The following is a 19286-nucleotide window of genomic DNA, read 5'->3' on the forward strand; positions in this document are numbered from 1 at the left end:
CTTACCCTCGAGCAGGGTCCCGCCGCAGTGCAGGCAGACGCCCTGGCACTCGACGCCCGAACAGCCGGCCGAGGACAGCAGCCGGAGCCGGTGAGCACGGAGACACAGCGTGTCATGCAGGCCCAGCCGGTGGGCGGCGGGCAGCCTCGTGAGCAGACGTCCATCGACGACGCCGACGGACGCTTCGCCGAGGCCTACCAGTTGTGGCGCTCTCAGTTCCAGACTGAGCCCACAGCCGCCCAGTTCGCGTCCTTCCTCCGAGACGAGTTCGGTATCTCTACCGCGGCCGGTGGTCCGCTCTCCGATGACCAATTGCTGCCCCTGCTCAGGGTCTTCCAGCAGCACTACACCTCACCGCCCGAAGCCCACCCTGCTCCGGACGACACGGAACCGGCCGCAGCAGACGAGTCGTGGGACGGGTTCTTCTACAATGCCTGGCTCACGTACGCGCATCAGTACGGCCAGTACCCCGACGCAGCCACCCTCGCGGCATACGTGTTCCAGCGCGACGGCATCACCGCAGCCGACGGCCAGCCCCTCACCGGCGAAGACCTGGAAGGCTTCGTCGCGGCCTTCCAGGAGCGCGAGTTCGGCGACAGTGAACCGCAGAGCCAAGAGACGGACCATGAAGCTGGCGCACCGGCACTTCCAGCACCCGCCCCTGCCGAGACTGATACCCAGCAGACACCCTCCATCGTGGGAGCACAGGCTGCGGAGGGGAAACAAAGCCTCCGGGTAAACGCTGCTATCACCGATGAAGAAACCGCGCCCGCGGAAGCGAACGAGGAAAGCGACCTCACCACCGTCGATCGCTACTACCTCGCGTGGGTGGAGCACCAGAAACAGCACGGCGCCGAGCCCACGGACAAGCAACTGTCCGCCTACCTCGCCGAGAAGGGGGTGAAGGGCCGCGGCGGGAAGCCGATCAGCCCGTCCACACTGCGCAGATACCTCCTGCCCTTCCGTACCTACAGCGTCTGGGCCGAGCACCGGATGCGCAGTGAGACCCCCTTGGCCGACGCCGTTGCCCAGGACTGCGCAACACGCGGGGTCACCGCCCAGTACAACAACCCCCTCACTGCCACCGACATCACGAAGCAGGCCCACGACTTTGAACGCCGCTGGAAGGCTCTCGCCCGACACCGTGACGATGCCCAAAGCTGATGCCCCACTCGACATGCGCCTTGCTGCTCCAGCCGGCCGGGCCTCGTAAGCGAGGCGCGCGTGGCACTCACGGACCCGAAAGTCGAGCCATGCGTCTTCTGCCGGTCGGACACCGAGTTGGGCGTGGATGTCGCGTAGCGGTCGCTGGGGCGCTAACGCACGTCTGGAATCTAGCGCCCGGGCGGGAGGATCTCGCCGTCGGTGCGGGAGAGCACCAGGTCAGTCATCGCCGTTACAGGCTCGCGCCACCGCACGGCGGGCGCGGGTCGACGCAGGGCGGCTGGGTAGCTGCCGGCGTTGTAGTCGTTGGCCAGTCGGTAGGTGTGAAATCCGTGCTCGCGCAGCGGACGGAGAACGTCGTCGACAGTTCGCCCTTGCTTGGCCAGCAGGCGGGGGGTGACCTCGATGACCAACTCGGCGTCGCCCCGCAGCCGGGGCAATATCGGGACGAGCCCGGAGACGGCTGCGGCCTCGGCCCCCTCCACATCGATCTTGATCAGGCGGGCGGCGGCGAGCTCCTCCTCCGTGAGTTGGGGCAGCGGTGCCGCGTCGGCTTCGAACGAGGACTCCACGGTGTGTGGCCGGACGGCGGTGGTACCGCCGAGGTTGGTGGAGCGCTCCAGGTAGAAGACCAACCGCCCGGGGACGTCGGAAGCGGCGGCGTTCACCGCGCGGACGTTGTCACATCCGTTGGCCCGAGCGTTCGCCGTCAGCATCTGGTGGAAGTCGGGGGACGGCTCTACGGCCGCCACGCGGCCGGCGGGGCCGACGAGATGGGCGGCGAGCACGCTGTAGTAGGGCGAGTCGATGCGCTGGCAGGCGAAGCACGACCGAGACGCCTTCAAAGAGGTGTGGCTGCTGTTCGAGAATGATCAAGGCCGCTTCCCGGCGAGTCGGTCTGGATCGAGTACGCGTACACGGTGAGCGATGAGAAGTGGGGCCGCTGGTTCCAGAGGGCGGTCAGGATTCCTACCGAGCACCTGGAAGTCGAGCTGGCTTTCCCCGACGAACTCGACCCGGTGGCGTGGGGAACATGCAGTACGTGTGTGGGGCCGACGTCACACGCGCGCCGACAGCGGTGCTTCTGATGCCGTAGGTCCGGCTGGCTGGTCGGTGCCGGACATCCGCGCGGCGTGCGGGGCGCATCTCCTGTCCGGCGAAGAGCGGCGGACAGGGGGTGTACCGACCGCACACCCATACGGTGTGATCGCTCGTTGGTGAGTTCTTTCCCCCTCTCCGCCTGGCGTAACGCACGCTGGGAAATACGGCGCGGGACCGGTGCCTGAGGTTCTTCTGTAGGTGGGGGTAGGCATGACACGAGAAGCGGAACGCCCTGGAAACCTGGAAGAGCAAGCGGTGTTGCTGGTGGCGGGCCTGGCCGATCTAGCGGTGAGCACGCTCGGGTCGACGCTCGGCACGGTGCGCGGGCTGCTGCGTCGCTCGGACACGGCAGAGCTGGCGGCCGAGGCCGAACGGGACCTGATCGCGCGCGGGCGCCTGACCCTCGACCGGTACGCGGCCGCACCACCGGCACATCTGGAGGTGCTCGCCCGTCACGCTCTGGCCCGGCAGGCCGGCGACGGTGTCTGAGCACTGGGAGACGGCCGCGTTCAAAGCCCGCGTCGATGAGGTGCTGTGCTCCTTCGTCTCCCAGGAGGCAGATCAGTTCGCGGACATCGATCCAGCGCTCATTCCCGTTGCCCGGCAGGTGGAGCAAGCGGTCGCGGACGGAAAACGACTGCGAGCCGCCTTCTGCTACTGGGGCTGGCGTGCGGCCGGGCAGCCGGACAGTGACGCGCTGGTGCGGGCGGCGGCCTCCATGGAACTGGTGCACGCCGCCGCGATCGTGCACGACGACCTCATCGACGACAGTGCGCTGCGCCACAGCCGCCCCACCGCGCACGTGGCCCTGCGGAGCGCGCTGCGGCGCCGCCCGCGGGCGGCGAACGCGGCCCGATCGCTGGCGATGCTGGTGGGGGATCTGCTGATGTCGCTGGCCGGTCAGCTGTTCGCCACCAGCGGCCTGCCCGCCGCCTACCTCGGCCGGGCCCGCCCGCTGTGGGCGGCATTGGCCCGCGACCTGATCGCCGGCGAGTGCCTGGAAATCCTGCACACCGGTGCCACCCCGGACACCTCTGCGTCACTGAAGGTGATCCGGTACAAGACCGCCAAATACACCGTCGAGCAGCCCCTGCTGATCGGCGGTGCGCTGGCCGGCGCCGGCGGGCGGCTGCGCGAGGGGTATTCCGCGTACGGGCTGCCGCTGGGCGAGGCGTTTCAGCTCAGGGACGACCTGCTGGGCCTGTTCGGGGATCCGGAACGCACCGGCAAGGCCAACCTCGACGATGTGTGCGGCCACCGGCCCACCGCCCTGCTGGCGGAGACATGGCGCATCGCCGGCGGCGAGGAGCGTGAGCAGTTGCGCGCCCTGCTGGGCCGACGCGACCTGGACGGAAACGGTCTGGAGGCCGTGCGCGCGCTGATGCTGCGGCTGAAGGCGCCGGACCGTATCGAAGAAATGATCACTACGCGGGTCGAAGAGGCCACACGATGCCTGCACGACCTGGACATCTGCGGGCATGCCACCGCAGCTCTGACCACGCTGGCGCAGTCGGCGGCGATCCGCCACCACTGACACCCTCGCCCAGCGGCACCGCCACAACCGCATCGCCCCATTCCTGCGAGGGCACCCCCGCTTGCCGCGCAAGACCAAGGAGTTCCTGATGACCTATACCGAGGCGTCGATGGACGCTTTGCGCCAGGCCGGTGACGAACTCGCCGACGCCACCGTCGCTACCCTGTTCGAACGCGGCGAGGTCGGCAAGTTCAACACCCTCATGCGGTACATGTCCACCGCCGGTGCTCCCCTGCCCGACGGGCTGCCCGACGTGGCCCGGGAGTACCTCAAGGCTACGTGCGTCCCGCCGGCCTGGGTGGACTGGGCCGAGATGGAGAAAGCCCGTCTGTTCTTCATCGACAACAACGTGCACATCTCCACCGCGCTGTCGTTCGCCTCCATGCCAGCCTGCTACGTCGTCCCGCACGTGGCCCGACTGCTGTCGGCCACCCACGGGCTGAAGTACCCCTCCAAGAGGATGGCGGAGACCGGGCAGTTCACCGTCTACCTCATGCAGCCCGACGCGTTCGAGGCCGGCAGCCGCTTCATCCCCGCCGCGCAGAAGGTCCGCCTCCTGCACGCCTCCATCCGCCACCACCTCAAGCGGGAAAACCGCTGGGACACAGAGACACTGGGCATCCCCATCTGCCAGGAGGACATGATCGGCGGGCAGATGTTCTTCTCTCTGCTCGTCCTGGACTCCCTGCACCGCCTTGGCATCCACATGTCCGCCGAGGGCGCCGATGCATACTTCTACGCCTGGCGGGTCGTCGGAGCGATACTCGGCGTCGACCAGGACACCGTCCCCAAGACCCTGGAGGAAGCACGCCAGTTCCTCGACCTGTACATGATCCGCCACATGGCACCCTCCGAGGAAGGCACGCACCTCACCCGACAGCTCATCGACCTGTACGAGGAAGTCGTCCCCGGCACCTTCTTCGACCCGATCGTCTCCGCGCTGATCCGCCATCTGATCGGCGACACCTGCGCCGACTGGCTCCAAGTCCCGCGCACCCCCTGGGACACCGCCGTCAAGGCCGTCCCCCATCTGCTGCGCGTCCTGGAGACCATCGAGGACCGCTCACCGCTCGGTGCCTGGGCACTGGACCGGCTCGGCCACCTCACCACCATCCTCGAACTGTCCTCGCTCACCCGCGGACGCGTCATGCACTACGCCATCCCCGAACAGCTGAAAAAGAACTACGGCGTCACCGGCGCCGCGCCCCGCACCCGCCGCTGGACCCCGCCCGCACCCAGCATCACCTGACACACCGCCCAGCCAGAACCTCACGAAGTCACATGAAGTCGAAGCCAGGTTCCCAGTCAGGGTCCAGTTCCGGCTCCTCACCCAAGGCAGTCCGCTTCGCCGGCGCAGCCATTCGAGATCGGACGGAAGACGGGCTAATGGTGGCGGGCGGGGAGCGAGGGCCTGCAACCGGACTGTCTTGAGTGGGCGAAACGTCGCCCACGTCGGCGTGGGGCTGCCGTCGAACGGCGAGCGGACGCCTGGGACCGTCCGCCACATGACCGCGGACCGGGCCGCCTGCACAGGGGCTGGCCGGAGGATCCCGCAGGGGGCAGCTCGTGAACGCCTTACTTCCCGCCTTCGTCGACCGGCTACTCGATCAGGGGAGCGACCCGGGCGAGATCCCCGAGGTTCCCGTATCCAGCGCCACGGGATGGCCTGGTCCCTCGCCGCCCGGATCCTCAGCGTCCCCAACTCGGGCATGCACCAGCCTGCGGACGCGTTCCTCGCTCACGGCTACGTCCACCTTCCGCTTCCGGCGCCCGGCGGTCTACCTGCGCCTGGCTTCCCATTCCGCCATGGAGCCGTGGCCCATACTCGCCACCTCTGTCGTCCTGACGGTTGCGGGCACCGTCGCGCTGGAGATGTATCAGGAAGTCGCCGACTCGCGGTCCGGTCGCCCGCAGTACGCGCGCAGCTTCGGCCCCGAGCAAGTGTTCGCCATTGCCGGACGGTTGGTAGGCGTAGCTGGTCTTGTCGGCGATCGCGGCGCCGGACTGGGTGGTCGTGGTGGAGTCGGTCAGGCGGTGGGTCTGGTCGTCGTAGTTGAGGGTCTGCTGGGCGAAGTTGCCGGAGGTGCCGTAGGTGTACTGGTAGGGCTCGTCGAACTCGGTGTAGGAGAGCTTGTCGACGTAGTCCCAGCTGTTAACGGAGCCGCCGACCGCAGTGGGGCGGTCGAAGGCGTCGTCGCAGGTTCGCGGCGTGGACCAAGGCCGGCCTGTGGCGTGTTCGGCAGGCTCCAGGTAGTGGATGCTGAGTCCCGAGCTGGCGAACGTGGCCGATGCCCGCTCGGTGAGGCGGTAGACGCCTTCGAACAGCGTCTCGGACGTATAGCGGTGCTGCCGCGTCAGCGTTCGGGCGACGACTCGCGGCACGAGCTGGTCAGCCCGTCGACCGGGCCTTGCTCAGCTCCTACCCTTGACCTGCTTGCGCAGCTGGCCGAAGAGATTCCAGTACACGGACTCATCGGTTAGCTCTAGGTTTTTCACGGTCCCCCCACCACCCAGGAATAGGGGAACCTTGAAGCCCACACATTTTCCTGCCTGAATTGGCTCTGGATGTTCCAGCTGCCATTCTGAAAATAGATCGGCTGCAAGAAATGTGAGAGGATCGCTTACCATTTTCTGATCAAAGAGTTCAATCAAGCCACAGTCGATTTCGAAAGCCTCCCCCGAACCAGGCTCCATCAGCAGAACCATATCCGTACGCGGCGAGGAGCTATCAATTGGGACTGCGTACTGACGCCCCAACCAATCCTTAGCGACGGGAACGACCGCACCCCGATACTCGGGAAATTCATCTGCAATGAAGTGCACCGCGCGATCCGATTCTTCCTGACTGTGGATGCGAATGATCCCTTCCCCGAACCCCTTTCCTGCCCCAAGCTCAGCCAGCTCTCGAAATCCATCCAATCCTATCAGCGGCGAGTTCGAGATAGGCTCAGCCTCGCTATTTTCATCCGCAGGATATGTAGTCAAGAAATTTTCATACATCAATGCCTCCTAGCAGATCGACACGCCGCAAATTTTCGTCCCATCGGCCAGCCCCTCGAGCTGTGCGGCGATCTGCGGTCCCAGACTTCTATTCACACTTGCATTCAAGGCACCGAGATTGTCAAGTGTGTCGGAGCCTCCGAGCTGGAGATCCTGCATATGATCACCGTCATTACCGGGCGGAACTTTCTCACCTGCCCTACGCAGTCGTCCGGCTGCAGACCCCTTCACCACTCGGACAGACGGGGTCTTCTCCAGCAGACCGTCCTGCGCCAGGTCGTTAAGGTAAGCAACCTTTCCGTCAGCTTCATCGATCTGGTCACTAGACCACCCGTCCTTGTACGTCAGGTCGAGATGGACGGCTTCCGGGTCATTGCCGCAGTTGTGGACGAGGACCGGTGTGGCCCCGGCCTCCACATAGTACGTGTGGAGGGTGCCGACGGTGAGGTCGTAGGTGGTCTGGTGCTGGTGGAAGTTGTGGACCTCGGCCACCGTGACGGTGGTGCCGTCCGTGGTGCGGAGTTTGGTGCCGGGGGTTAGGTCGTGGGCGTTGGTCCAGCGGTGGTGGGTGACGTCCCAGAAGGGGTGGTGCCAGGTCGTTGTGAGGGGCTGCCGGGCAGGTGCGTCAGCCTTTGCCTTCTGCGGTGGTCCACGGACCGGGGCCGTGTCCAGAGTGAGGGTGGTGAAGTCCTTGTCCGTCGTGGTGACGATGACGTTCTGGACCGGCTCCGGGGCTGTGACGCCGGTCTGGGGGTCGGTGGCCAGGACCGTGTCGCCGGCCTTGACGTTGCTGATCGGTTTGGATGAGCCGTCGGCGAGGCGGACGGCGGTGCTGGGTATGAAGCTGTGCGTTGCGCAGCTGGCTGCTTCGGCTCCCGCTCCCTCCGCCTTCTCCGCTTCCACGACCATGTGTTCGGCCTTGACGGCGTCCTCGGCGACCTTGGCGGCTTCTTCGGCGTCCTTGACCGCGGTGTAGGCGCGGTCCAGGGCGCGCCAGACCTTGAAGGCTTCGACGCCGACCTTGATGGCTTTGAAGATCTTGCCCCAGGGGACGGCTGTCAGGGCGGTGTTGACGCAGCCCATGACGTCGCCCTTGGTGAAGCAGTTGTAGGCGTCGGTGATGCCGATGACGTCCGCTACCAGGCTGAGCAGGCGGTGTTTGAAGCCGGACGCCTGTCTCTTCGCGGCGGCCGCCGTCGCGTCCGCGGTGGCTTTCTGGCGCTCCAGTGCGCGTTCCTCTGCCTGCGCGTGGGCGGTGCTGTTGCTGACGTCGGCCTTGTACTTCTTGGCGTAGGACTTGGTGTTGTTGGGGGTGCTGCCCGAGCCAGGATGGTCGTTCATGGCCCGCTGCATGGAGTCAGCATCGGTCGGTGTGCCGTTTATGCAGTAGGGACAGTTACGAGTGGGGCAGTCGGCGGCGGCGCAGGCGCCGGTGGGGTCGGAGGTGGTGATGGGGGTGTCGTCGGCGTAGTCGTAGGCGTTCCAGGATTGCGGGGCGCCGGGGGCAAGCAGAGGGTCGGGGCTGAGGAATCGGCCGATGGAGGGGTCGTATTCGCGGGCGCCGAGGTTGGTCAGGCCGGTGTTGTCGTCTTGGGTGCCGCCGACGTACCCGCGTTGCCCAGCTGTCCAGGTGCCGGTCTGGTCGCGGGTTTCGCCGAAGGGTTTGTACTGGCGGCGGGTGACCTGCTGGGTCTGGGAGTCGATGGCCAGGGTGCCGGTGCCCTGGCGGTCGGGGATGAGGTAGGTGAAGTGGCCGTCGGAGGAGTGGGTGGCCACGGTCTCGCCGGCGATGGAGATGTAGCGGACGCCGTCGGCGCTCGTGGCGTCCTTCTTGAGGGTGATCTCCTCGTCACCGGCGTAGAGGGTGGTGGCGTCGGGGCTGTGGCGGAGCAGCAGGCTGCCGTCGGCGTTGTAGAGGTACTTCGTGTCGCCGCTGGAGCCGGTCGAGGCCAGTTCGGACAGGTTGCCCTCGTCGTCGTAGGTGAGGGTGTCGGTGCCTGCGCGGGTGGTGCGTGTCTGGACGTTGCCGGTGTCGTCGTAGGTGTAGCTGTTGGTGGTGTTGGCGGCCGGGTCTCCCGGTGTGACCTTGTCGACCTTGTCTACCGCGTGTGCCGGGTGGCCCTTGCCCGCCGTTGTGAAGGGTGTGTATGTGGCCGTCGTGTCGTGGGTGGTGTCGCCTGACGGGTCGTGGTCCACCTGCGTCGACCGGGCGCCCGTGGCGTCGTAACTCCAGGACTGCCAGTACGGGGAGGGGCCGCCCACGGTGGTGGAGGCGCCGGGGGCGGGGGTGGCCGCGCAGTCGTCGGCGGCCGTCCACGCGGTCTTCAGTCGCTGCGCCCAGTCGTAGTTGAAGCACTGGGTGTCACTCGTGCCGGTCTCCAGCTTGTCGGTGATCTTCGTGACGTTGCCGGACGGCTGGTAGGCGTAGCTGGTCTTGTCGGCGATCGCGGCGCCGGACTGGGTGGTCGTGGTGGAGTCGGTCAGGCGGTGGGTCTGGTCGTCGTAGTTGAGGGTCTGCTGGGCGAAGTTGCCGGAGGTGCCGTAGGTGTACTGGTAGGGCTCGTCGAACTCGGTGTAGGAGAGCTTGTCGACGTAGTCCCAGCTGTTGACGGAGCCGCCGACCGCAGTGGGGCGGTCGAAGGCGTCGTAGGTGTAGGAGACGGTCTCCTGCGGCAGTTTGACCGTGGCGGGTACGGCGTCGGTGTACGAGCCGAGTGTGCCGGTGAGGTTGTAGCTGTTCGAGGTCGTGTACGTGCCGGCGAGCGCGCCTTCCGCGGCCGGGATCACGAGCTGGGTGGACTGCACCCAGCCGTGACTGTCGTAACCGAAGACCTTCTGCGTGTAGGCCGTGCCGCTGGTGCCGCCCACGTAGCGGGTGGAGGAGGTGGGCTTGCCCTTCTTCAGCGTGTCGTACGTCCAGGAGGCCAGCTCGTTGCCGGCCGCGGGCGCCACGTTGCCCGTGGTGTCGTACTCGGCCTTCTTGCGGCCCATTTCGTCGTACTGGTAGCTGATGGTCTTGTTGCGGGCGTCGGTCGTGGTCAGCAGCTGTCCGGCGTTGTCGTAGGTGGAGCTGGAGGAGCCGGTGTCGGGGTCTGTCTGGGAGGTGCGGCGCCCGAGGAGGTCGTAGCTGCTGGACCAGGTGTGTCCCTGGCCGTCGTCCTGGCCTATCTGGTGGTCTGTCGCGTCGTAGGCGTAGGTGACGGTGTCGGCGGCGCCCGAGGGTGTAGTGCCGTGGTAGCGCAGCAGTTTGACCGTCTGGCCGCGGGCGTTGGTGTAGGTGGTGGTGGGGGTGGCGCCGTCGGGCGGGGTGACGTCGACGCGGTCGGAACCGGGGTAGGCGGTGGTGGTGCGCCACGTCTCCGAAGCGAAGTGGTAAGCGATCGAGGCGGTCACCCGGCCCGCGCCGTCGTAGACCGTGCCGGTCTGGGACGGGGTCTTGTTGTCCGCGGCGTCCACCAGCGTGCCCGAGGGGGCACCGGTGTTGTAGTACGCGTTCGAGGCGCTGACCGGCCAGCCGTGGCTGTCGTAGACGGTGTCGGTGATGGTGCGGCCGCCGTCCACGGTGGCCGTCTGTGTCTCACGCGGGCGCAGCAGCGCGTCGTAGATCGAGATGGAGGTGCGGTAGGCGTTGTTGTCGTTGAGGGTCTGGGTGGTGACCGTCGACGGAGCCTTGGGGTTGAGGTCGTAGCTGAATTTGGTGTTGGGGTTGTTGTCGGTGGGGAAGCCCGGGTTCCAGACGGCGGTGAGGCGGCCGAGGGGGTCGTAGGTGCTGGTGGTGGAGTATCCGGCCGCGTCGGTGGTCTTGAGGTCCAGGCCTCGGGCCGGGTCGAGCGTGGTCGTGGTGGTGAAGCCGGCGGTCTGGCCGGTGACCTTCGGCTGGGTGACCTTGATGGAGGTCGGGGTGGCGCCGGTGGTGGGGGTGTAGACGGTGGTGGTGACGTGGCCGTTGGCGTCGGTCTCGGTGAGTTCGCGGCCGTAGGTGTCGTAGGTGTTCTTCAGCGCGGTGATGTAGTGCGCGGTTCCGTCGGCGGCGACGGAGTCGGCCTTCTGCACCATCGTCACATCGCCCTTGGTGGGCGTGGCGGTGTTGTCGGTGGAGTTGTCGAAGAACGTCAGGTCGTCGCTGAGCAGGTCATCGGGGTAGGTCGGAGTGTCGGAGCATTTGATGGCGACTTCCTGGACGCGGCGCGGTGTCGGCAGCAGGTTGCCGCTGGCGTCGGTGGCGTACCAGGTGCGGGTGCACTTGTCGTCCTTGGAGGTCGAGACGTCACCCTGGTCGTCCATGGCCTTGGGCAGGCCGGTGGCGTCGTCGAGGGTGTAGTCGATCTCGCTGGTCTGCTTGGTGCCGTCCGCTTTGGTGGTGGTGGTGCGGGCCCGATTGATGTTGGTGCGGTGCGCGAGGAGCGGGTCCAGGCCCGCCTTCGTGCGCGCCTGGGTGGCGGTTGCCGCGGAGCTCCAGGGGTCGGTGACGCTGTCCGACAGCAGCGCGCCGCCGTCACCGTTGAAGGACTCCGTCTCGAAGGTCTGGCCGGCCAGCCAGTCGGAGTCCTTCTGCGGGTCGTCGCCGGCGCGGTCGTTGAGGGGGACGCTGCGGGTGCCGGTGGAGGTCTTGTCGCCGTCCATGCCGCGGAAGAACGTCTGCCGGGACAGTGTGATCTTCGCCGGGGATGTGCCGGTGCGGGTCTCGACCTGGCCGTAGCCGCGCCACTGGTTCCAGGTGCGGTACTTGGCCTGCGTCTGCGGGTCGTCGCTGAAGTGCCAGGCCGGATCGCCCACGTACGTGTAGGAGGTCTGGACGGGAAGGCCGCCGCCCGTCTGGTCCTGCTCCGTCACCGAGTTGACGACGAACTTGTTGAACCAGTCCAGCTGCGGTGACGTCTGGCCCGGCGGTGTCCAGTACTGCGGATAGCAGCGGTAGGTGTTGCCATCCTCGCTGGAAGGCAGCACCTGGGTGCCGGCGCGGTGACACTGCGGCCCGGTGTAGTTGACCGTGATCACTTCGCCGGACTCGGTGGTGATGGTGGTCAGCCGGTAGCGGGTGATCGGCTGGTAGCCGTCCAGTCCGTCGACACGGTTGGCCAGCGCCTGGCCGGCGAACTTCACCGGTGGCAGGTCCAGGCTGCCGCCGTCCTTGCCGGTGTGCACGATCTGGCTCAGCCACAGCGACGGGGTGGTGGTGTCCCCGGTCGTCGGGAAGGTGTGGGTCAGCGACCAGGCGTCCACGTTCTGGTAGCCGGTGCCGACCAGGACCTGGGTGCGGATACCGGTCAGGCGCTGGGTGGTGAAGAACGCCGAACCGTGGTTGTTGCAGGTGCCCGAGGAGGCACAGGTCTGGTCGATGGGAACGTCCGGCCAGTGCGAGGCGTTGGCGGACGTCATCTTGGACGACGCGCAGTCGAAGCTGGAGTCGGCCAGGCAGCGCTCGGAGGTGTCGAAGAACACCTGGGCCGCGGCCTGGGCGGTGCTGTCGTAGACCTTCCCCGCCAGCTGCCCGTACTGGATCTTGGAGAGGTAGCCGCCGCGGGTGTACGGGGTCGGGGTGGTGGTGTTGTCGCGGCCGTAGTAGCCGGTCTCAGGTGTGTACCAGTAGCTGACGGCGTCGTCGTGCGGGTCGACGACGTAGTCGAGGTTCCACCGGTATCCCTGCTGGCACCAGGAGGCGGCGAACGTGGAGGCGTGGCACGGCTCGGTGGTGTCGTTGCCGTACACGGGCGTGGTGAACACCGAGTTGGTGGTCGCGTTGCCCGATGCCCAGCCGGGCAGCCGGTTCAGGCCGAAGTAGTACTTCGTGCCGTCGGCGGTGGTGACGATGAAGTACTCGTTGTCGTTGTCGCCATTGACCGTGTCGCTCTTGACCTCGATCTTCTCGCCGTTGTCGCCCTGCGGGTGCCAGGTGTTCGTGGCGTCGTCGTGGACGAGCGTGTTGGACGAGCCGTTCAGCGACAGGGTGAGGGTGTCGGCCGCGTCCGACCAGCAGGTGTCGGAGGTCTTGGGACTGCCGCCTGCGGTGTCGTCGGAGCAGGAGGCGTAGCTGCGCTCGACGAAGCCGGGCGAGTAGTCCCAGCCGTCACCGATCCACGAGGACTGGGAGTTCGTCGAGGAGGTGCGCCCGTCCACGCTCTGCGAGCTGTAGTCCAGGGACACGCTCGGGGCCAGACCGCCGGGGACGTCGGGCACGGAGATCGGATACGAGTAGCTGAAGGCGCCGCTCGAACTGCCCGCCGACCACTGGCCGGACGGGGCCAGGGAGGACGCTGCGTAGCTGCCGCCGCCGCCCGAGGCGGCTGCCACCGCCGCCAGCACCATCGGCTCAGCTTTGGCGCCCTGCTGTGCTGTGGTGCGGGTGGGCAGCGCGACATCGGCCGAGACCGTCTGTGCCTTGACATCGTTGGCAGAGGCCAGCGGGGTCTGCTTGCGGCAGCCGGCGGCCTGCGGGGTGGTCAGGGCGCAGGCCGGGAGCCGCACCAGGCGCAGCCGCCCTGCCCAGTCGCCGCCGTAGGCGTCTTTGAACGCCGTGTAGTCCAGGCCCACTTGGGCACTGCCGCCCGGAGTGCCGCTGTCCGGCTGCACGGTGAAGACCACACCGCGGACACCGAGTTGCTGCGCGGCCTTCTGGCCCGGCAGCGTCACGTGCACACCGGTCCCGGTGTGAGCCCGGTGTGAGCCCTTGGCCGCGCCGATGGACACCGGAAGGCCTGCGGCCCGCTTGGCGGCGGCGCCGTGCGCGGGTACCGCCAGGTCGGCCGTGGCCGCCGTGGGCCAGGTCTTGTGTGCGTGGGCGGCACTCCAGCGGGCCATGTGCGACACCTTCGCCGCCCTGCCCCTGACCGGCGACACCGGTACGGGCTTTTCCCTCTTCGCCTTGATGAGGTAATTGGGGCTATGCCCGGCGGCGACCGATTCCGCAGGCGTGAGGAGCCCCACGAGCAGGCTGAGCGCGGCGACTGCGACGATCCACAAAGCGGGCACCCTGCGTATCCGCATGGCCTTCCCGAAAATCCGCCACCGTGAATTCCGACGCACTCAGACCCCCCATTCAAGCATGACTACCGAGAAGACATTTGATCATGCCGAAATCTCATTTCACAGGGCCTTCACAACGTTGGTCGAGTAAAGAGATCGCCACGAAAATCGCTTCAGATCGCCAAGAAGCGCGTGCAAGGTGCATCAATTAGCCCAAGAAGCGGGCAAATCAACTAAGAAAACCGTCAACTAGCGCACTCCAGCAGCAAAGTTGCATGCCCCACACGCAGTCGCCCAATAATGCTGATGCGCGGTTTTCAGCCACCAGTTGTCGGCCTGACTTGATTGCCGGTAGCCTCCCTGGCACCTATCAACACTTTTCCTTCGGATTCGAATTTGGGTGGGAAATGCCCGACCGTTCTATATTTCGCGGAACATTCAAAAGGAAACGACAAAGATCCGGCCGCCTACTGGCCACGGCCGCTGCCGGTGCACTCTTTCTGTCTCTCGCGCCCGCTGTACCGGCCGCGGCAGACCCTGTCCCGGGGGCCGTCGAAGACGTGACCACCGGTCAGCCGGCCCTCACCCCGGCACCCGACGACCAGACACAGCAGCCCGAGCCGACCGGCTCTTTGCGCCCTGCCGACGACAGTGATCTGACGACGTCGCAGCAGACCGCCCTCGCCTCCGCCCAGAAACGGGCCGCGGCATCCGGCACAGCGGTCCGCGTCGACGCACTCACCACCGAGACCGCCACCACAACGGCCAACCCGTCGGGCACCCTGACCTACAACTCAAGCCTGCTGCCGGTACGGGTACACAAGGCCGGACGCTGGGTGTCAGTGGATTCCACCCTGCGGCGCAATGTAGACGGCACCTACAGCCCCAAGGCGGCAGCCGAGCCCCTCGTCTTCTCCGGCGGCGGTGCGGCTCCGCTTGCCGCCATGAGCAAGGGCAAGACCTCTCTCGCTCTTTCCTGGCCCAAGCTCCTGCCCGCCCCGCACGTCTCCGGTGCCAGCCTGACCTACCCGGGCGTGCTGCCCGGCGTGGACTTGAGAGTCACCGCCGACACCCAGGGCGGCTGGTCCCAGGTCCTCATCGTCAAAGACGCAAAAGCCGCGGCCAACCCGGCTCTCGCCAAGCTCTCCCTCACTACCCGCGCCCACGGCGTCACCGTCACCGACGACGGCCATGGCAACCTCGCCGCCACCGCCCCCGACGGCCGGGTACTCTTCAGTGCCCCGCAGCCGGCGATGTGGGACTCCAGCGGCATCGGCGCACAGCACACCGCCCCGGGAACAGGCCCCGCCCCCAAAGCCCGGGTGGCCCGCGTCCAAGGCCGGCTCAACGGACGGACCCTCTTCCTCATCCCCGACGCGAAGCTGCTGGGCGACGCTCACACCAGGTACCCGGTCTTCATCGACCCGACCTGGAACCCGCACTACGCCAACGGCAGCAAACAGCACTACGTGGAAACCCAAGCCGGCTGCCCCACGGCGAAGAACTACGACTCCACCCAGTACGGCGACCCCGGCGTCGGCTACAACAGCTGGACCGACTGCATCGGCGTCGAGCGCTCCTACTTCCAGCTCGCCGTCCCCTCCGCCATCTACGACGCGCACATCCTCTCGGCCACAGTGGACGCCAAGGAGAACTACTCCGCCAGCTGCAGCCTCTCCTCCGACATCTACCTGTACTGGTCCGACGCCTTCAGCTCCTCCACTACCTGGAACTCCAAGCCGTCCCTGACCAGCAAACTCGCCACCAAGAGCTTCGGACCAGCCTGCACCAGCCAGCCCTCCGGCGGCTTCAGTAGCTCCAGTCTGACCACCACCATCGCCAAGGGCGCCTCAGCACATTGGAAGAGCTGGACCTTCGCCCTGGTCAACAGCCAGAACGGCAGCGGCGACGGCAACTACTTCAAACGTTTCGCCAACAGTCCTTCCATGTCCATCGAGTACAACCACGTGCCCAACAAGCCCGGCAACCTGGCCACCAAGGTCGGCTCCACCTCGCTCGGCTGCGGCACCGCCACCTCGTACCCGATCGTCGGCAAGACCCTGGCCACCACCCCGCCCACGCTCAACGCCTCGGTCAGCGACGGAGACAAGGACGCCCTCTCCGCCGCGTACTCGTACTGGGTCGGCAGCGGCTCGGCCACCACGACCACCAGCGCCACCGTTTCCAGCGGAGCCAACGCGCCCAAGCAACTGCCCTCATCCTTCATGAGCGGCCTGGCCGACGGCAGCCTGGTGAGCTGGAAGGTCACCTCCACGGACGGCGAGGACACCTCCGCCACCTCGGCAACCTGCCACTTCACCGTCGACCTGCACAGCCCCGCACAACCCACCGTCAAAACCGCAGACAACCTCTACCCAGAAGACTCCGCGGGCATCACCGCGGCGGGCACCACGGGCGAGTTCACCGTCTCCGTGAACCCGGGCACCAACGGCAACAACGCGGCCAAGTTCCTCTATGGCCTGGACGCCGAACCGCCCATCTCCAACACCCCCACCTCACAGTGGACGAAGGCGAACAACAACACCGCCAGCATCCGGGTGACCCCGGTGGCCCCCGGCACGCACACGCTCTACGTCTACGCCGTCGACTCGGCCGGCAACGTCTCCTCAAAGCAACAGTACGAGTTCACCGCACTGGGCCATGCCCCGGCCCCGCAGCCGTACACCAGCCTGCAGGAAGCCTTCAACAACACCGCCACCACCGACGACAGCAACCCCACCGCCACCGACGCCGACGGAAGCGGCGCCACACTCTCGCTACAGGACCTCAAAGCGGCCGGATGGCAGCCCGGCGGCAAGGTCACCGTGGACGGCGCCACCTTCACCCTTCCCAACTTCGGTGCCGCCAGTGGCGACAACGTGATGGCCGCCAACCAGACCATCAAGATGAACGGCACCAGCGGCCAAGCCCTCGTCTTCCTCGGCTTCTCCACCTACGGCTTCATCGGCTCTCAGCACAAGGACGGCGACTACAGCAGCCCCCTCGTCCCCCACAACACCAACACCTCTGCCACCGACTGCCATCTCGGCAACGGCACATACGAAGACTGCGTCACCCCGACCGGGACCATCACCTACGGCGACAACACCACACAGCCTTACTACCTGACCATGCCCGACTGGGTCTACGGCTCCGACGCCCTGGCCGCCGTGACCCTGCCCCACCGCAACACCCCAACCGCCCAGCAGACCCGCAACACCAACATCTACGCCTTCGCCATCCCGCTCAAGGCCGGAGCCACCATCGACACGGTAGCCCTGCCCGACCTCGCCGACGCAGCCCGCAAATACGTACCCGGCATGCACATCATCGGCATGAGCGTCCGCGACACTGCCACCGCCGCGAACGGCGCCACCTGGACCGGAACCTGGGGCGCGCCCACCGAGGAGCGCTTCCAGTTCTCCAGCATGGGCGCCTTCAGCAACCAGACCCTGCGCATGATCACCCAGACCAGCGCCGGCGGTGACAACGTGCGGCTCCGGCTGTCCAACGCCCTGGGAACGGACCCGCTCACCCTTGACCACGTCACCGTGGCCTACTACAGCAGCGGCGCCGCGACGACGTCCACACCCGTCGACGTAACCTTCAACGGCAACAAATCAGTGGCCATCCCCGAAGGCGGCGAACTCTACAGCGATCCCATCCCGATGCAGGTCATACCGGGCGTCTCGCTGACGACCAGCATGCATCTGGTCAACCAGGTGAACTACCTCGTCATGCACCCCTGGGCGGCACCGGACACCCTCGGCTTCGTCAGTGCCGTCGGCAGTGGCGACCACACCAAGGACACGGCCGACACCGCGTTCACCGGCACGGGAACCGTTTCGGGGCGCTACTCCGACATCCTCACCGAAGTCGACGTCACCCCCACCGATCACCGGCCAGCAGTCTCCGTACTCGGCGACGGCCTCATCAACACGCGCACCTCGGGCACCACACCCGGCAACCAGACCCTGCGCTACAACAACGACCTCTCCATTCGTCTGCGCACCAACACCGAAGGCATACCGGTCTACGGGGTCGTGGCCTCCGGCATCGAAAACAACTACCTCGGCACCGACCAGGGAGCAGGCGCCGGCGGCCGTGCCGTCCTCACCCGCCTGGACCGCGACATCCTGTCCATCCCCAATCTACGCACCGTCGTGGTCACCCAAGGCCTCGAAGACATCGTCGCAGGCCACGACGACGTCGACATCGACAACGCGCTCGGACTGCTACGCGACCAACTCAGAGGCTGGGGTATCAAAGTCATCTTCACCACCCTCACCCCCTGCCACGGCTACAGCCCCTGCACCGCAGCCATAGACCAAAACCGCATCAACACCAACACCTGGATTACCGACCAATCCGACCCCATCACACCCAGCCTCAAAAACATCGACGCCGAGTCGACCATCGCCATCCAGGACCCGGCCAGCACCACAGATCCACCCGCACTGATGCTCGACACGGACGCCGCTCCCCTCGACTTCGACTCCGGCGACCACGTCAACCTCACCCCCGACGGATACCAAACCATCAGCAACGCCTTCGACCTGGCCTCACTCGGACCTGACGCCTAAACCACACGCCGATCAAGCAGCCGCAGCCCCCGCAACACTCCGCCCGCGCGGGGGCTGCAGCCTGCACACGTGCACTTCAGAGGGTGTTACTGACTTCGGCGTCGTAGGGTCTGGGGTCTTCGTCGGAACTGGTTGTCAGCGGTCACGTAATTAGGCTCAGTCGGAGATCTTGTGATGTCACCTGCCTGAGCTCGGTGGTGAGGCCGCTTCCCGCGGCCGGAGGTTGGGACGCTATCTGCTCGTCCGCCATGCCGTCGATGGCGGCATTCACCTTCGGGCCGCGCTTCTCCTCTGCAGCGTGCGCCCCCGCGCCAACGGGCTCGGCCTGGGGATCGGACTCGCTCGGGGACGGCACGGGAGGCACCTGCTCGCCAAAGCCAACGGCTGCTTCTCCGAGGGGCGGCTCAGCGTCACCGAACTCCCGCTCCTGGAAGGCGGCGACGAAGTCCTCCAGGTCCTCGCCCATGAGGGGCTGGCCGGTAGCCCCGGTGATGCCGTCCCGCTGGAAGACATACGCGGCGAGTGCGGCGGCATCGGGGTACTGATCATGTTCTCCCGCGTAGGCGAGCCAGGCGCTGTAGACGACGGCTCTTCTTCCGGGACACCTTCCGTACCGTCCGGGGCGATCGCGGGACCGGCCGGTGGTGCATAGCGCTGCTGGAGGACTCGGAGCAGGGGCTGCAGTTGTTCGTCAGAGAGCGGGCCGCCGGCCGCGGTGGTGATGCCGTACTCGGACCGGAGGAAGGCAGCGAACTGGGAAGCCGTGGGCTCTGCCTGGACCTGAGCGATCCACCTCTGGTAGGCCTCGGCGAAGCGCCCTGCGTCTTCCTCAACAGCCTCTTCCTGGGGCTGAGGCTGCCGCGCGGGAGCCGCGGAGGACTCCAGCTCCCGGTGCTCGGGGGCGGCCGGAGCCGGGGCGGGCGTCGCCACCTGTACCGGCG

At 66.8% G+C, this 19286-nt stretch carries 11 protein-coding genes and 1 pseudogene; 8 read left to right on the forward strand and 4 right to left on the reverse strand.

The annotated features are described in order from the left end of the window. Positions 1-1164 (forward strand): hypothetical protein (locus AQJ27_RS46295; RefSeq protein ID WP_208948616.1); only part of this gene is annotated, 1164 nt, incomplete at its 5' end. 45 nt (positions 1165-1209) lie between these two features. Further along, positions 1210-1302 (forward strand): annotated as a pseudogene (locus AQJ27_RS59600) (DUF6233 domain-containing protein); the annotation flags it as partial. 32 nt (positions 1303-1334) lie between these two features. On the opposite strand, the gene AQJ27_RS46300 reads toward AQJ27_RS59600, so the two are convergent. Next, positions 1335-2009 carry an FkbM family methyltransferase gene (locus tag AQJ27_RS46300; protein ID WP_067383706.1) on the reverse strand — a complete coding sequence of 225 codons (675 nt, stop codon included), beginning with the start codon at positions 2007-2009 and terminating at the stop codon, positions 1335-1337. A gap of 466 nt (positions 2010-2475) precedes the next feature. Here AQJ27_RS46300 and AQJ27_RS46305 point away from each other — a divergent pair, with 466 nt between their 5' ends. From AQJ27_RS46305 to AQJ27_RS46315, 3 genes are all read left to right on the forward strand, one after another. Further along, positions 2476-2754, forward strand: a complete 279-nt coding sequence (locus tag AQJ27_RS46305; RefSeq protein ID WP_067383708.1) for a polyprenyl synthetase — start codon at positions 2476-2478, stop codon at positions 2752-2754. Further along, positions 2747-3799: a polyprenyl synthetase family protein gene (locus AQJ27_RS46310; RefSeq protein WP_067383711.1), complete on the forward strand. Its 1053-nt coding sequence runs from the start codon at positions 2747-2749 to the stop codon at positions 3797-3799. Before AQJ27_RS46305 ends, AQJ27_RS46310 begins: the two co-directional genes overlap by 8 nt. 88 nt (positions 3800-3887) lie before the next feature. Beyond that, positions 3888-5048: an oxygenase MpaB family protein gene (locus tag AQJ27_RS46315; RefSeq protein ID WP_067383714.1), complete on the forward strand. Its 1161-nt coding sequence runs from the start codon at positions 3888-3890 to the stop codon at positions 5046-5048. A gap of 440 nt (positions 5049-5488) precedes the next feature. Here the strand turns inward: AQJ27_RS46315 and AQJ27_RS59605 are convergent, their stop codons facing one another. Genes AQJ27_RS59605 through AQJ27_RS46325 form a run of 3 tightly spaced genes read right to left on the reverse strand, consistent with a single transcriptional unit; the run spans position 5489 to position 13759 of the window. Further along, complete coding sequence (locus tag AQJ27_RS59605) at positions 5489-6181, reverse strand: hypothetical protein (protein WP_067383717.1); 693 nt, start codon at positions 6179-6181, stop codon at positions 5489-5491. 30 nt (positions 6182-6211) lie between these two features. Then, complete coding sequence (locus tag AQJ27_RS56980) at positions 6212-6799, reverse strand: T6SS immunity protein Tdi1 domain-containing protein (protein WP_159064594.1); 588 nt, start codon at positions 6797-6799, stop codon at positions 6212-6214. A gap of 9 nt (positions 6800-6808) precedes the next feature. Beyond that, positions 6809-13759 carry an RHS repeat-associated core domain-containing protein gene (locus tag AQJ27_RS46325; protein ID WP_244313887.1) on the reverse strand — a complete coding sequence of 2317 codons (6951 nt, stop codon included), beginning with the start codon at positions 13757-13759 and terminating at the stop codon, positions 6809-6811. A gap of 563 nt (positions 13760-14322) precedes the next feature. Here AQJ27_RS46325 and AQJ27_RS46330 point away from each other — a divergent pair. The 3 genes from AQJ27_RS46330 to AQJ27_RS58155 form a co-directional block, all read left to right on the forward strand. Continuing rightward, the gene (locus AQJ27_RS46330; protein WP_079065794.1) at positions 14323-18345 is read left to right on the forward strand and encodes a hypothetical protein; all 4023 of its coding nucleotides are present in this window, start codon (positions 14323-14325) and stop codon (positions 18343-18345) included. Positions 18346-18643: 298 nt separating this feature from the next. Continuing rightward, on the forward strand, positions 18644-18997 hold the full coding sequence (locus AQJ27_RS56985; protein WP_159064595.1) for a hypothetical protein: 354 nt from the start codon (positions 18644-18646) through the stop codon (positions 18995-18997). A gap of 32 nt (positions 18998-19029) precedes the next feature. After that, positions 19030-19286: hypothetical protein (locus AQJ27_RS58155; RefSeq protein ID WP_208948617.1), on the forward strand; the 257-nt coding region annotated here is incomplete at its 3' end.

The sequence above is a fragment of the Streptomyces olivochromogenes genome (genome assembly GCF_001514115.1).
Classification (GTDB): domain Bacteria; phylum Actinomycetota; class Actinomycetes; order Streptomycetales; family Streptomycetaceae; genus Streptomyces; species Streptomyces olivochromogenes.